8 protein-coding genes are annotated in these 14,549 nt (G+C 67.4%); 6 read left to right on the top strand and 2 right to left on the bottom strand.

The annotated features are described in order from the left end of the window. Positions 1–81: 81 nt before the first annotated feature. On the bottom strand, positions 82–2,766 hold the full coding sequence (locus tag BFN33_RS10150) for a transglycosylase domain-containing protein (RefSeq protein ID WP_079140740.1): 2,685 nt from the start codon (positions 2,764–2,766) through the stop codon (positions 82–84). A 351-nt stretch (positions 2,767–3,117) separates the two neighbouring features. On the opposite strand from BFN33_RS10150, the gene BFN33_RS10145 reads away from it, so the two are divergent. The 3 genes from BFN33_RS10145 (at position 3,118) to BFN33_RS10135 (ending at position 6,287) form a co-directional block, all read left to right on the top strand. Continuing rightward, positions 3,118–3,798, top strand: coding sequence for a PadR family transcriptional regulator (locus BFN33_RS10145; RefSeq protein WP_069759551.1), 681 nt, complete (start codon positions 3,118–3,120; stop codon positions 3,796–3,798). 44 nt (positions 3,799–3,842) lie between these two features. Continuing rightward, a complete protein-coding gene (locus BFN33_RS10140; RefSeq protein WP_069759550.1) occupies positions 3,843–4,925 on the top strand; it encodes an inositol-3-phosphate synthase in 1,083 nt (360 codons plus the stop codon). Between the two features lie 87 nt (positions 4,926–5,012). Further along, positions 5,013–6,287: an MFS transporter gene (locus tag BFN33_RS10135; RefSeq protein WP_069759549.1), complete on the top strand. Its 1,275-nt coding sequence runs from the start codon at positions 5,013–5,015 to the stop codon at positions 6,285–6,287. Between the two features lie 83 nt (positions 6,288–6,370). Here BFN33_RS10135 and BFN33_RS10130 read toward each other — a convergent pair whose 3' ends face one another. Further along, positions 6,371–7,813: a CCA tRNA nucleotidyltransferase gene (locus BFN33_RS10130; RefSeq protein ID WP_069759548.1), complete on the bottom strand. Its 1,443-nt coding sequence runs from the start codon at positions 7,811–7,813 to the stop codon at positions 6,371–6,373. Positions 7,814–8,070: 257 nt separating this feature from the next. On the opposite strand from BFN33_RS10130, the gene BFN33_RS10125 reads away from it, so the two are divergent. From BFN33_RS10125 to BFN33_RS10115, 3 genes are all read left to right on the top strand, one after another. After that, positions 8,071–10,440 carry a DUF6049 family protein gene (locus BFN33_RS10125; RefSeq protein ID WP_069759547.1) on the top strand — a complete coding sequence of 790 codons (2,370 nt, stop codon included), beginning with the start codon at positions 8,071–8,073 and terminating at the stop codon, positions 10,438–10,440. 44 nt (positions 10,441–10,484) lie between these two features. Further along, positions 10,485–12,740 (top strand): murein biosynthesis integral membrane protein MurJ, encoded by a 2,256-nt coding sequence (gene murJ, locus BFN33_RS10120; RefSeq protein ID WP_069759546.1) that lies wholly within the window; start codon positions 10,485–10,487, stop codon positions 12,738–12,740. A gap of 119 nt (positions 12,741–12,859) precedes the next feature. Then, on the top strand, positions 12,860–14,548 hold the full coding sequence (locus BFN33_RS10115; RefSeq protein WP_069759545.1) for a protein kinase family protein: 1,689 nt from the start codon (positions 12,860–12,862) through the stop codon (positions 14,546–14,548). The last annotated feature ends 1 nt before the right edge of the window (position 14,549 follow it).

Here is a 14,549-nt window from a genome sequence, read left to right as displayed (position 1 = left end):
GAGTACGCCGAGGGCCGCCGCACCTGGTGGGTGCGACGGCCCATGTTTCACGTGAAACACCCTCGACGGGGCATTTGGTGACTAACCGCTTGAGCCGCTGAAGAGGCCCCCATTGCCGTTGCCGTTGGTGTTGCCTCCGTTCGTGTCCGTCGACGTGGCCGTGGGCGTCGAGGTCACACCTCCGTCGGTGCCACCGTTGTCCGTACCGCCCGCGTCGCTGCACTGCCAGTCGAACCGGCAGGACTCGGTCGCGGTGGGCGTCGGTGTGATGAAGGTCTGGCTGGGCGTCGGGGTCGGAGTCGGGGTGGGCGACTCGGTCTCCGTGGGCGTCGGAGTGGGGGTCGGGCTCGGCTCCTCATTGACGATCTCGCCGATGGGCTCCGGCGTCGGGAAGTCGATCGACTTCTCGTTCTTCAGCGCCTGCTCCATGTAGTCGTGCCAGATCTCGGACGGGAACGAGGCACCGTGGATCTTCTCCTGGCCACCCGTTCCGTACATCTCCAGGAAGGTGCGGTTCTTCTTGGTCTCGTCGTCGTCCAGCCGGAACATCGTGATCGCCGTGGACAGCTGCGGGGTGTACCCGACGAACCAGGCGGACTTGTTGCCGTCGGTGGTACCGGTCTTGCCCGCCACGTCACGGCCGGTCAGCTGGGCGTTGGTACCCGTACCGTCCTCGACCACGGTCTTGAGGACGTCGGTGACGTTGTCGGCGACCTTCTTCTCGAAAGCCTGCTTGGGCTTCGCCTCGTGCGTGAAGACGTCGCCGTCCTTGCTCGTGACCTTCTCGACGGAGTACGGCTCGTTCTGCTTGCCGCTGGCCGCGAAGGTGGCGTACGCGCCCGCCATGCGGATCGCGCTGGGGTCGGAGATGCCGATGGAGAAGGACGGGAAGTTGGTGCCGGCCAGGCTGTTCTCCTTGAGACCCGCGTCCATGGCCGATTCCTTCACCTTGTCCAGGCCGACGTCCATGCCGAGCTGCACGAAGGCGGAGTTCACCGACTCCCGCATCGCCTCACGAAGGTCGATCTGGTACTTGGGCGGAGAGCCGTAGGACTGCTTGCCGTCGTTCTCCTGGAGCCACTCCTTGCCCTCCTCGTTCTTCCAGATCGTACGGTCGTAGTTCTTGATCTTGAGGTCGTTCTTGCCGCTGAACAGGCTCTTCGCGTTGACGACCGTACGCTCGTCCTGCGCCTGGCTCTCGCCGAGATCCGGATCGCGCACGCCCCACTTCATCGCCGCGGCGAGCACGAACGTCTTGAACGTCGAACCGACCTGGGCACCGGTCGAGTCGCAGTTGTTGGTGAAGTGGGTGGTCGCGTCCTCGCCTCCGTAGCAGGCCCGGATCGCCCCGGTGGACGGCTCCACGGACGCCCCGCCGAATTGGACATAGGTGTCCTTCGTCGGGCGCTTCTTCGGATCGATGTTCTCCTTGCGGACCTTCTTGACCGCTGCCTCGAGCTCGCCGACCTTCTTCTTGTCGAAGGTCGTATAGATCGAGAAGCCGCCCTGCTGGAGCCTGTCGGCACTGACGATCTTGTTGTTGATCAGGTAGGCCTTGGCGAGGTCGACCAGATAGCCGGTCTGTCCCTTGAGCTGGGTGTTGGACCGAGGGTTCTGCCACTTGGGAAGCGCGGTGTACCTGGCCCGCTCTGTCGCGCTGAGGTGGCCGTACTCGACCATCTTGTCGAGGGTGTCCTGCATCTGCCGCAGAGCACGCCTGGCGTTGTCCTGCGGCTTGGCGTTCGCCGGGTCGATGGAGATCGAACCCGCCGGGTCGTAGTACGTGGCGCCCTTCAGCATGGCGGACAGGAAGGCACACTCGCCCGGGTCGAGGTCTTTGGCCTGCTTGTTGAAGTACGCGCGTGCGGCCGCCTGGATGCCGTAGGCGTTGCGACCGTAGTACGCGGAGTTCAGGTAGCCCTCCATGATCTCGTCCTTGTTGACCGTGGCACCCACCTTGACGGAGATGAAGATCTCCTTGAACTTACGGGTGACGGTCTGGGACTGATCGTCCAGGCGTGCGTTCTTGACGTACTGCTGGGTGATGGTGGAGCCACCCTGGGTGTTGCCGCCCCTGGCCATGTTGAACACGGCGCGGGCGATGCCCTTGGGGTCGATGCCGCTGTCGGTGTAGAACGTCTTGTTCTCCTGCGAGACGACGGCGTATTGCATCGCCTTCGGGATCTGCGCGAGGTTGACGATCTGGCGGTTCGTCTCACCGCCGGTGGAGACCATCTCAGTCTTGTCGGACCAGTAGTAGACGTTGTTCTGCGACGTCGCGGTCTCGGCGACGTTAGGAACGCTCACGAGCGCGTACCCGACGCCGGCGATCGCGACCAGGCCTCCGACGAAGCCGATGAACAGGCCCGTCACCAGCTTCCAGGACGGCACCCAGCGCGCTACGCCGTACTTACCCGCGCGCGGGTAGTCGATGAACCGCTTCCTGCCGGGGTCGGACGCGCGGCCCCGGCCGGGCGGCGCCCCGCGCCGACCTCCGCGGCCCTGCTCCGGCACTCTGCGGCGACCGCCGCCGGTGCTTCTCTGGGCCGCACGTCGTGCCTCGGCGCGGCTGCCGTACGGCCGCTCCTCGCCTCCCGGACCGTAGGAATCCGACTCTTGGGAGCTCGTCCCATAGGAGTCGGCAAGAGACCCGGTGGCGCCTCGCGGAGCCGCGCGGCGGCCGGAGGACGAGCCGGACTGGCCGCGTCGGGCCGCGGCACGTCCGCCTCCCTGCGGCTGCGGCTGTTTGCGACGGTGCTCGCTCATCGAACGACTACTCCTCGGGCAGGCGCACCTTTGCGCGCCTGGAAACGGCGGCTGGTTTCCGGTCCCCCCGAAGTACGGATGTGGTCGGTCCCGCATTCATCCGTACTGCACCGGGACAGCGACGCCCCCCAGGCGTCACTCGGTTCCCGGTGGTTTGCATGCCGCACAGACTACGCACCGTCAAAACCAGCCGAGCCCCGAAGTTCACCCCAAATCAGGCAACTTGGTGCGCATGAATCATTGATGTGATCCCGTTCACCGTCCCCCCACTTGTCGCTTCCGGATGAGCGTTCTATCGTCTTGATGTATCGAGTCGATACATCGGTGCGAGATAGAGACGAGGAGGCGACGATGAGCCGGCGTTCCGGGATCCTCGAATTCGCCGTACTCGGCCTGCTCCGTGAGTCCCCGATGCACGGCTATGAGCTGCGCAAACGCCTCAATACATCGCTGGGCGTGTTCCGCGCGTTCAGCTACGGCACGCTCTACCCCTGCCTCAAGACGCTGGTCGCCAACGGCTGGTTGATCGAGGAACCGGGGCACACCACCGAGGACGCCCTCGCCGCACCACTCGCAGGGCGTCGCGCCAAGATCGTCTACCGGTTGACGGCCGAAGGTAAGGAGCACTTCGAGGAACTGCTCTCGCAGACGGGTCCCGACGCGTACGAGGACGAGCACTTCGCCGCTCGTTTCGCCTTCTTCGGGCAGACCTCGCGCGACGTCCGCATGCGAGTCCTCGAAGGCCGCCGCAGCCGCCTCGAGGAGCGCCTGGAGAAGATGAGTGCCTCGCTGGCACGCACCCGGGAGCGCCTCGACGACTACACGCTTGAGCTCCAACGCCACGGGATGGAGTCCGTGGAGCGCGAAGTGCGCTGGTTGAACGAGCTCATCGAAAGCGAGCGGGCCGGCCGGGACCTGAAGGGTCCCGGCCATGGAGAACCCACTCGCGACACCACAGAGGGAGCGCCGGGCGTCCTGCCCCGGACCGGGGACACACCCGGTCCGGATACGCCCGGCGACACCGCCACGTGAGGTCCCTGCCAGGACCTCACTCGTACACACAGGGAGCAACCGGAATGGGTTCGGTTCGCGTAGCCGTAGTCGGCGTGGGCAACTGCGCCGCGTCGCTGGTTCAGGGAGTCGAGTACTACAAGGACGCCGATCCGGCGGCCAAGGTCCCCGGGCTGATGCACGTCCAGTTCGGCGACTACCACGTTCGGGACATCGAGTTCGTCGCGGCGTTCGACGTGGACGCCAAGAAGGTCGGCCTCGATCTCGTGGACGCCATCGGCGCCTCCGAGAACAACACCATCAAGATCTGCGACGTGCCCAGCACCGGTGTCACCGTCCAGCGCGGCCACACCCTCGACGGTCTCGGCAAGTACTACCGCGAGACGATCGAGGAGTCCGCCGAGGCCCCGGTCGACATCGTCCAGGTCCTCAAGGACAAGCAGGTCGACGTCCTGGTCTGCTACCTGCCCGTCGGCTCCGAGGACGCGGCGAAGTTCTACGCCCAGTGCGCCATCGACGCCAAGGTCGCGTTCGTCAACGCCCTCCCGGTCTTCATCGCCGGCACCAAGGTGTGGGCGGACAAGTTCACCGAGGCGGGCGTCCCGATCGTCGGCGACGACATCAAGTCCCAGGTCGGCGCCACCATCACGCACCGCGTCATGGCGAAGCTGTTCGAGGACCGGGGCGTCGTCCTGGACCGCACGATGCAGCTGAACGTCGGCGGCAACATGGACTTCAAGAACATGCTCGAGCGCGAGCGTCTGGAGTCCAAGAAGATCTCCAAGACGCAGGCCGTCACCTCCCAGATCCCCGACCGGGACATGGGCGCGAAGAACGTCCACATCGGCCCGTCCGACTACGTCGCGTGGCTCGACGACCGCAAGTGGGCCTACGTCCGCCTTGAGGGCCGTGCCTTCGGCGACGTCCCGCTGAACCTCGAGTACAAGCTCGAGGTCTGGGACTCCCCGAACTCCGCCGGTGTCATCATCGACGCCGTACGTGCCGCGAAGATCGCCAAGGACCGCGGTATCGGCGGCCCGATCCTGTCGGCCTCCAGCTACTTCATGAAGTCCCCGCCGGTCCAGTACTTCGACGACGAGGCCCGCGAGAACGTCGAGAAGTTCATCAAGGGTGAAGTCGAGCGCTAAGGCTCACTCAAAACGCTCCTGCCAGGGCTACAGAGGGTCTCCGGGCGGTATCGCCCGGGGGCCCTCGCCGTATGTGAGGCTGTGCCCATGTCCGTCGTGCGTGATCTGCGGGTTCTGCTGCGCTTGCGGGACTTCCGGCGCCTGCTCTCCGTGCGCCTGCTCTCCCAGGGCGCGGACGGTGTCTACCAGATCGCGCTCGCCGCCTACGTCGTCTTCTCCCCGGAGAAGCAGACCTCGGCCACGGCGATCGCCTCCGCGATGGCGGTCCTGCTGCTCCCTTACTCCCTGGTGGGCCCCTTCGCCGGCGTCCTCCTGGACCGCTGGCGCCGCCGTGAGGTCTTCCTCTACGGCAACCTCTTGCGCGCCCTGCTGGCTTCGGTGACGGCCGTCCTGATGCTCAGCCACGTCCCGGACTGGCTCTTCTACGTCTCCGCCCTGTGTGTCACCGCCGTCAACCGTTTCGTCCTGTCCGGCCTGTCCGCCGCACTGCCTCGTGTCGTGGACGAGGAACGGCTGGTGATCGCCAACTCTCTCTCCCCGACGGCCGGAACTCTTGCCGCGACCGCGGGCGGCGGCCTCGCTTTCGTCGTACGACTGCTGGTCGCCGACTCCAACGCGGTCGTGGTGCTGCTGGGAGCGGGGCTGTACCTGTGCGGTGCGCTCGCCGCATTGCGCATACCACCGGAGTTGCTGGGCCCGGACCGTGCGTTGATCAAACCCCACCTCGGTACGGCGCTCGCCGGAACGGCCCGCGACCTGTTCGCCGGTATCCGGCACCTGGCCGCACCCTCACGACGGTCGGCCGCCCGGGCGCTCGGCGCGATGTCACTCATGCGGTTCTGCTACGGCGCTCTGCTCGTCATGGTGCTGATGCTCTGCCGGTACGCCCTGACGTCCGATCCGGACGACGGACTCGCCCTGCTGGGGCTGGCGTTGGGAATCTCGGGCGCCGGCTTCTTCGTCGCCGCAGTCATCACCCCATGGGCCGCAGGGAAAATCGGGCCGGAGCGTTGGATCGCCGTGTGTGCGGCAGCCGCTGCAGGTCTGGAGCCCGCTCTCGGACTCCCCTTCGCCACCGTCCCGATACTCATCGCGGCGTTCGTCCTGGGCCTGATCACCCAGGGCGCGAAGATCGCCACGGACACGATCGTGCAGTCCTCCGTCGACGACGGATTCCGAGGCAGGATCTTCTCCGTCTACGACGTCCTGTTCAACATCGCCTTTGTGGGCGCCGCAGCCGTAGCCGCGCTGATCCTGCCGCCGGATGGCCGCTCGGTGACCCTGGTCCTCACCGTCGCCGTCCTCTACGCAGCGGTCGCCGTGGTGATGACGAAGGAACGACGGATGGCAAGGGAACGATGAAGGGGCGATGTTTCACGTGAAACACCGCCTCTCGATGCGCCGGGGGTCATGTTTCACGTGAAACATGACCTCGCTTCACGGCCTCAGTCCTGCGTGGCCCACCACTCCTTGAGCGCGGCCACCGCTTCGTCGTGCCCCATCGGCCCGTTCTCCAGACGAAGCTCCAGCATGTACTTGTAAGCGCGGCCCACGGCAGGGCCTGGTCCTACGCCGAGGGTCTCCATGATCTGGTTGCCGTCGAGATCGGGCCTGATCGAGTCCAGCTCCTCCTGCTCCTGAAGCTGGGAGATCCGCTCCTCCAGACCGTCGTACGCACGCGACAGCGCGGCCGCTTTGCGCTTGTTCCGGGTCGTGCAGTCCGAGCGGGTCAGCTTGTGCAGCCGGTCGAGCAGCGGTCCCGCGTCCCGCACATAGCGGCGCACCGCCGAGTCCGTCCACTCCCCGGTGCCGTATCCGTGGAACCGCAGATGCAGTTCAACGAGCCTCGAGACGTCCTTCACCAGCTCGTTGGAGTACTTGAGCGCCGTCATCCGCTTCTTGGTCATCTTCGACCCGACCACTTCATGGTGGTGGAACGAGACCCGGCCGTCCTTCTCGAAGCGCCGAGTGCGCGGCTTGCCGATGTCGTGGAGCAGTGCGGCCAGACGGAGGGTCAGGTCGGGCCCCTCCTTCTCCAGCGCGATGGCCTGCTCCAGCACGATCAGCGTGTGCTCATAGACGTCCTTGTGCCGGTGGTGCTCGTCACTCTCCAGACGCAGGGCCGGAAGCTCGGGCAGCACGTGCTCGGCAAGCCCCGTGTCGACCAGCAGCGTCAGGCCCTTGCGCGGATGGGCGGACAGGACGAGCTTGTTCAGCTCATCGCGCACCCGCTCGGCGGAGACGATCTCCAGACGCCCGGACATCTCCGTCATCGCGGTGACCACCTCGGGCGCCACCTCGAAGTCGAGCTGCGCCGCGAAGCGTGCGGCCCGCATCATCCGCAGCGGGTCGTCCGAGAAAGACGCCTCCGGGGTACCGGGCGTCCGCAGCACACGCGCGCCGAGGTCGTCGAGGCCGCCGTGCGGGTCGATGAACTTCTTCTCCGGGAGAGCGACGGCCATCGCGTTCACGGTGAAGTCACGCCGGACGAGGTCCTCCTCGATGGAGTCGCCGTACGACACCTCGGGCTTGCGTGAGGTCCGGTCGTACGCCTCGGACCGGTAGGTGGTCACCTCGATCTGGTAGCCGTCCTTCTGCGCCCCCACGGTGCCGAAGGCGATCCCGACCTCCCAGACGGCGTCCGCCCACGGCCGAATGATCTTCAGAACGTCCTGCGGTCGGGCGTCGGTCGTGAAGTCCAGGTCGTTGCCGAGCCGGCCGAGCAGTGCGTCCCGGACCGAACCGCCGACCAGGGCGAGTGAGAACCCGGCCTCCTGGAAGCGGCGGGCGAGGTCGTCGGCGACAGGTGCGACCTCGAGCGGTCCGTTCACCGCGGGGTCCTGCACCTGGCTCGGGGCACTGAGGTTGTCTTTGTTGGCGTTCGGCACAACAGAAGAGGGTACGTGGCCCGGGCGTCTCCCAGCGCCTTCATTAAACGTGCACAGACTCGCCATCCGGACCTGCACAAGGTCTGCTCCGGAGACTCACCTACACGCTCCCCTTTATACGTGCACATTCAGGACAGTGCGGCAGTGTCTCCCGATCTTGTGGAGCAGTCCGCGGCACTTCCCCTCAGCGCGCATCGTTACCATGCGGGGACGCACATTCCGACGACCACTGACGACGACGAGGGACGGGCGAGCGCGTGGCCGAGGCGGCAGACTTCCAGGGGACGAGTCCCTCACCTGCCCGTCGCTGGCTGCGGCGCACCGGGGCCCTGCTCGCAGGGGCACCTCTGCTGGCCGGACTGTGCCAGCTGTCCACCGCGGCTCCCGCTCGGGCCGCCGACGACTCCGGATCGGTGTCCGTCGCGGTCGACACACTCAGCCCGAGTGCCCCTACGGACGGTGACACGCTCACCGTGTCGGGGACGGTGACCAACAACGGCAAGCAACCCGTCACGGCCGCCCATGTGGGTCTGCAGGTAGGCCCCGAGTTGAACACCCGCTCGTCGATCGACACCGTCACCGACGACAGGGACTCGCTCCAGGGCGCCACGGGATCCGAGGTCGGCGGCAAGTATGTGGCGAAGTTCGCGAAGCTGACCCCCGGGGTGGCCGAGTCCTTCTCCATCTCCGTGCCGGTCGACGAGTTGGATCTCGGCGGCGCCGGCGTCTACCAGTTCGCCGTCTCCCTCTCGGGCAAGACCTCGGCGCAGCCGTGGGACCGGACACTGGGCATCCAGCGGACTTTCCTGCCCTGGCAGACCGACGAAGTGGACACGAAGACGAAGACCACCTTCCTGTGGCCACTGATCTCCACTGTGCACATGACGGCGGAGACCGGCTCGAACGCGCAGCAGACACCGGTCTTTCTCAACGACGACCTCGCCGAGGAGATCTCGGCGGGCGGCCGACTGGACCAGATGCTGTCGCTCGGCGAGAACCTGGACGTCACATGGGTGATCGACCCGGACCTGCTGGCGTCCGTCGACGCGATGACCCGCAGCTACCGGATTCAGGGCGAGGGCGACACCACCACTGCGGGCACGCACCAGGCACTCGCCAAGCAGTGGCTGGCCAGGCTGCAGAAGGCGGTGGAGGACAAGGAGGTCGTCGCACTGCCCTTCGCCGACCCCGACCTCGCCTCACTGGCCCACAACGGCACGAGCGTCACCGGTTCGCTGAGCCACCTCGACGAGGCCACCGACGTCGCGGCCACCACGGTGAGGACCGTGCTCCATGTGACGCCGAGCACCGACTTCGCCTGGCCCGTGAACGGCGCGGTGGACCCGTCGATCGTCAAGGTCGCCACCTCCGCCGGCGCCGACAAGGTGATCGCCCGCAGCGACAGCCTCCAGGAGACCGCCGGCCTGTCGTACACGCCCTCCGCGGCCCGCCCCATCGGCGGGGGCACCACAGCGGTCGTCGCGGACGCCCGGCTGTCGACCGCGTTCCAGGGTGATCTCACGAGGGCCTCCTCCGCCGCACTCGCCGTCCAGCGGTTCCTTGCCCAGAGCCTCACTCTCGACCTCCAGACGGACAAGCAGCGCAGCATCGTCGTCGCCCCGCAGCGCATGCCCACGGCGAGCCAGGCCGGCGCCATGGCCGAAGCGATCACCGCTCTGCAGGGCGGGAACTGGTCCCAGACGCAGAAGCTCACGGCGGCGGCCGCGGCCAAGCCCGACCCCGAGGCCACCACCAAGGTGCCCTCGGCGTCCGCCTACTCCTCCTCGCTGCGCAAGCAGGAGCTGTCGAAGTCGGCCTTTCAGCAGATCGCCAGCACACAGAACAAGCTCGACAACTTCAAGGTGATCCTCTCCGACCAGTCCCGCGTTGTGACCCCCTTCGGACGGGCCGTGAACCGCGAGATGTCCACGTCGTGGCGAGGCCGCGCCATCGAGGCGAGCGGCTTCCGCAACGACGTCGAGGCCTACCTCGACGAGCTGATCTCCCAGGTCAGCCTGATCGACAAGTCGGAGACCAAGCTCTCCGGCCGCAGCGCCACGATCCCCGTGACGGTGCAGAACAACCTGGTTCAGGGTGTGGAGCACCTGAGGCTGCGGCTGACCTCGCTGAGCCCGAACCGGCTCGAGATCGGCGGCTCCTCCTACTACGAGCAGCCGGTGGAGGTCTCGGGCGGCCACAGCCAGACCGTGAAGTTCACCACGACGGCCAACGCCAACGGCAAGGCCTCGGTGGTCGCCCAGCTGTACACGGAGGACGGCCAGCCGTACGGCGACGCCGTCAAGTTCGACGTGAAGGTCACCGAGTTCACGGCCACCGTGATGCTGGTCATCGGCGGCGGTGTCCTGCTGCTGGTCCTGGCAGGCTTCCGGATGTACACCCAGCGCAAGCGCGCGGCCGCCCACGCGGCCGAGCAGAACGGCCCCGACGACGAGGCGGCCGAAACCGTGGACGGTCCGGAGAACCCCGGGGGCCCCGACGACCGTCTCAAGGAGGAGTCCGGCACCGGCACGGGGGCAGGCGACCCGGAGCAGCCGAGTGACCTGACAGCGGACACCGCAACGGAAAGCGCCGACCCGTCCGGCACGGGTGAGAGAGTGGACCGTTGAGGATGTCGTGGCCGGTGGGCCCGGGACGATGAGGTGGGGTAACCATGAACGCGCCGTACGACGGTGATCGCGGTCAGGGCGCGGACAGCTCGGGTAACCCCGAGGGGCCGCCGCCCGAGCATGGCCAGGTGCCGCCGCAGGCTCCCGCGGACATGTATCTCCAGGACGCGTACGACCAGGACCCCTACCGGGCCCAGGACCTCTATGCCCAGGACCCGGTCGCCGAGGCCCTCTACGACCGTGCCGCACATCCCCCGCCGCCTCCCGGCACATATCAGCCGCAGCAGCCTCTGTACTCCCAGCCGCCCCAGTCCCCTTACGCCCCCGACCCGCACGTGTGGGCACAGACTCCGGCGCCCGAACCGGAGGGTCCGACGCAATACCTGCCGTACGGCGACAACCCTCGCACCACTCAGTTCGTGGGTGTCGACGACCTGATGAGCCAGGCCGGGGACGAACGCCATGAGCCGGACGCCTTCGCCCATCTCTTCCGTGACCAGCAGCAGGGCGGCGGCCGTCCGACGGATCCCCCGTCGGTGCCGGGGCCGTCGTCGCCCGCAGCGCAGTTCCAGGCACCCGCGGCCACAGCTCCCTCGGCCGACGAGACCATGAATCTCGGTACCGCGCCGGCTGCGACGGCGCACGCCTCCCCCGCTCCCGGGAAGAAGGACGGGAAGGCGGGGGGCCTGCTGAAGTCGAGTGCCGTGATGGCGGCGGGCACGATGGTCTCGCGTCTCACCGGTTTCGTCCGCTCGGCGCTGATCGTGTCGGCGCTGGGTGTCGGTCTGCTCGGTGACACCTTCCAGGTCGCCTACCAGCTGCCCACGATGATCTACATCCTGACTGTCGGCGGCGGCCTCAACTCCGTGTTCGTACCGCAGCTCGTGCGCGCCATGAAGGAGGACGACGACGGCGGCGAGGCGTACGCCAACCGGCTGTTGACCCTGGTGATGGTGGCGCTCGGCGTACTCACCGGGCTCGCGGTCCTCGGTGCCCCGTTCCTGATCCGGCTGCTGTCCGACTCGGTGGCCGGCGACCCTGCGGCCAACGAGGTCGGCATCACCTTCGTCCGCTATTTTCTGCCCTCGATCTTCTTCATGGGCATCCACGTGGTGATGGGCCAGATCCTCAACGCGCGCGGAAAGTTCGGCGCGATGATGTGGACCCCGGTCCTGAACAACATCGTCATCATCGTGACGCTCGGCATGTTCATGTGGGTCTACGGCACCGCGGCCGACTCCGGCATGAAGGTCACGAACATTCCGCCGGAGGGGCAGCGACTCCTGGGCATCGGCGTCCTGCTCGGCCTCACCGTCCAGGCGCTGGCGATGATCCCCTACCTCCGCGAGACCGGCTTCCGGATGAGGCTGCGCTTCGACTGGCGGGGCCATGGCCTCGGCAAGGCCGTGACGCTCGCCAAATGGACCGTGCTGTTCGTCCTGGCCAACCAGGCCGGCGCGATCGTCGTCTCGCAGCTGTCCACTGCGGCGGGCAAGGACTCCCCGGTCGACGGCACCGGCTTCGCCGCCTACGCCAATGCCCAACTCATCTGGGGCCTGCCACAGGCCATCATCACCGTCTCCCTGATGGCGGCTCTGCTGCCGCGTCTGGCCCGCTCGGCGGCCGAGGAGGACGGCGGCGCGGTCCGTGACGACATCTCCCAGGGCCTGCGCACCACGGCCGTCGCGATCGTGCCGATCGCCTTCGGGTTCGTCGCCCTCGGCATCCCGATGTGCACGTTGATCTTCGGCTCGTCCGGTATCAGCGAGGCCACGAACATGGGCTTCATGCTGATGGCCTTCGCCCTCGGCCTGATCCCCTACTCCGTGCAATATGTCGTCCTGCGGGCCTTCTACGCCTACGAGGACACTCGCACCCCCTTCTACAACACGGTCATCGTGGCAGCGGTCAACGCGGGTTCCTCAACGCTGTGTTACGTGGTGCTGCCACCGCGCTGGGCCGTGGCGGGCATGGCCGCCTCGTACGGTCTCGCCTACGCGATCGGTGTCGGCGTCGCCTGGAACCGGCTGCGCAAGCGCCTCGGCGGCGACCTGGACGGCAACCGTGTCCTGCGGACCTACGCCCGGCTCTGCATCGCCTCGGTACCGGCGGCGTTGCTGAGCGGCGCAGTCTGCTACGGCATCGGTCACTCGCTCGGCCAGGGAGTTGTCGGTTCGTTCGCCGCTCTGATCGCGGGTGGAGCGGTTCTGCTCGGGATCTTCTTCGTCGCCGCTCGCAAGATGCGGATCGAGGAGCTCAACTCGCTGGTCGGCATGGTCCGGGGGCGTCTGGGGCGCTGAGCCAGGGGTACGCGCACAACCATCGTCCGCCACTGTGTGTCGTGCATAGCGTCGGACTGTGGGCACAATTGGATTCTGCGTCGCACGGCGCGCAATGTATGGGGAGGCAGGGAACGACGGTGGCGGAACGGAGCACGGCTGCCGTCGACGTGGCAGACAACAGCGGTGACGAACCGCTGACCGCCCAGGCGGACCAGTCCACGGCCGACGGCGTGGCCAAGAACCGGGAGCTGGACACGGAAGACGTCGAGGCACAGGGGAGTGGTGGGACCGAGGGTCCTGGCAAGGCGTCACCGCCGGAGTTGCACAGCGGCCACAAACTCGCCAGACGCTACCGTCTCGAGGAGTGCGTCACCCGTCTGGACGGGTTCAGCAGCTGGCGTGCCGTCGACGAGAAACTCCGTCGGGCCGTCGGCGTGCACATCCTGCCTGCCGACCATGCGCGGGCGCGTTCCGTCCTGGCCGCGGCCCGTTCGTCCGCGTTGCTGGGCGACCCGCGTTTCGTCCAGGTCCTCGACGCCGTCGAGGAGAACGACCTCGTCTACGTCGTCCACGAGTGGCTGCCCGACGCGACCGAGCTGACCACGCTCCTCGCTCCGGGCCCGCTGGAGGTGTACGACGCCTACCAGATGGTCAGTCAGGTGGCGTCCGCCATGGCCGCGGCCCACCGCGAGGGGCTCGCACATCTGCGGCTGAACCCGAACGCGATCCTGCGTACGTCGAGCGGGCAGTGGCGCATCCGCGGCCTCGCCGTGAACGCCGCGCTGCGGGGCGTGAGTTCGGAGAGTCCGCAGCGCACGGACACGGAGGCGATCGGCGCGCTCCTGTACGCGGCGCTCACTCAGCGGTGGCCGTACGAGAGCGACGCCTACGGTCTGGCCGGTCTGCCCAAGGACGTCGGTCTCATCGCGCCCGACCAGGTGCGGGCGGGTGTCCACCGCGGGTTGTCCGAGCTGTCCATGCGCGCGCTCGCCAACGACGGGGCCACCGCCTCGCGGCACGAGTCGGCGTGCACCACTCCCGAGGAACTGGTCAAGGCGATCGGCGAGATGCCCCGCATCCGCCCGCCGGAGCCGACGTTCACGGCCCCTCCGGAGTACCAGCGCACGACCTACCAACAGGGCACGTACGGCCGCCCGGCCCCTCACTCCGGCGTCACTCAGCCGGTCCCGGCCCCGCCTCCCCCCCTTCAGAGCCGCACCGGCAGGGCTCTGAAGTGGGCGGTCTCGGCCCTCCTCATCGCCGCGCTGGGACTGGGCAGTTGGCAGCTGGCGGACGCGCTGATGGACCGGGGCGGCAAGTCGGACGAGAACCAGACCCAGACGACCGACGACGGCGACAAGACCCCGACGAAGGCGGCCAGCGCTCCGATCACCATCGCCAAGGGGTTCGACTTCGACCCGTTCGGTGACGGATCCGAGAAGCCGACCGACATAAAGAAGGCCTACGACAACGACATCTCGTCGTACTGGCAGACGGACTTCTATCAGGGCGCCAACTTCGGAAACCTCAAGCCCGGCCTCGGGATAATCCTCGACCTCGGCAAGGTCCAGGACGTCGGGAAGGTCACCGTCACGTTCAAGGGCAACACTTCCGTGGAACTGCGTGCCGCCTCGAGCGACGCGAGTTCCAGGCCGACGGCCTTCGACGCCTACACCAAGGTCGCGGAGGGCTCGGGTACCGGAGTCCCGCTCAAGCCGGACAAGGCCGTGAAGTCCCGCTACCTTCTGATCTGGCTCACCAAGCTGCCCCTGACGGAAGAAGGCACTTACCGCGGCCGGGTGGCGGACATCAAGGTCGCCAGTTAAC

This window comes from Streptomyces sp. LUP47B (assembly GCF_001746295.1).
Lineage (GTDB): Bacteria > Actinomycetota > Actinomycetes > Streptomycetales > Streptomycetaceae > Streptomyces.
Note: the sequence above shows the minus strand (reverse complement) of the source record. Positions and strands in the feature narration are given on the sequence as shown.

What these genes read in the sequence shown, in the direction of transcription:
- BFN33_RS10140 (WP_069759550.1), top strand. Translation starts at nt 3,843, where the DNA reads ATGGGTTCGGTTCGCGTAGCCGTAGTCGGCGTGGGCAACTGCGCCGCG.
- BFN33_RS10150 (WP_079140740.1), bottom strand. Translation starts at nt 2,766, where the DNA reads ATGAGCGAGCACCGTCGCAAACAGCCGCAGCCGCAGGGAGGCGGACGT.
- BFN33_RS10135 (WP_069759549.1), top strand. Translation starts at nt 5,013, where the DNA reads ATGTCCGTCGTGCGTGATCTGCGGGTTCTGCTGCGCTTGCGGGACTTC.
- BFN33_RS10145 (WP_069759551.1), top strand. Translation starts at nt 3,118, where the DNA reads ATGAGCCGGCGTTCCGGGATCCTCGAATTCGCCGTACTCGGCCTGCTC.
- murJ (WP_069759546.1), top strand. Translation starts at nt 10,485, where the DNA reads ATGAACGCGCCGTACGACGGTGATCGCGGTCAGGGCGCGGACAGCTCG.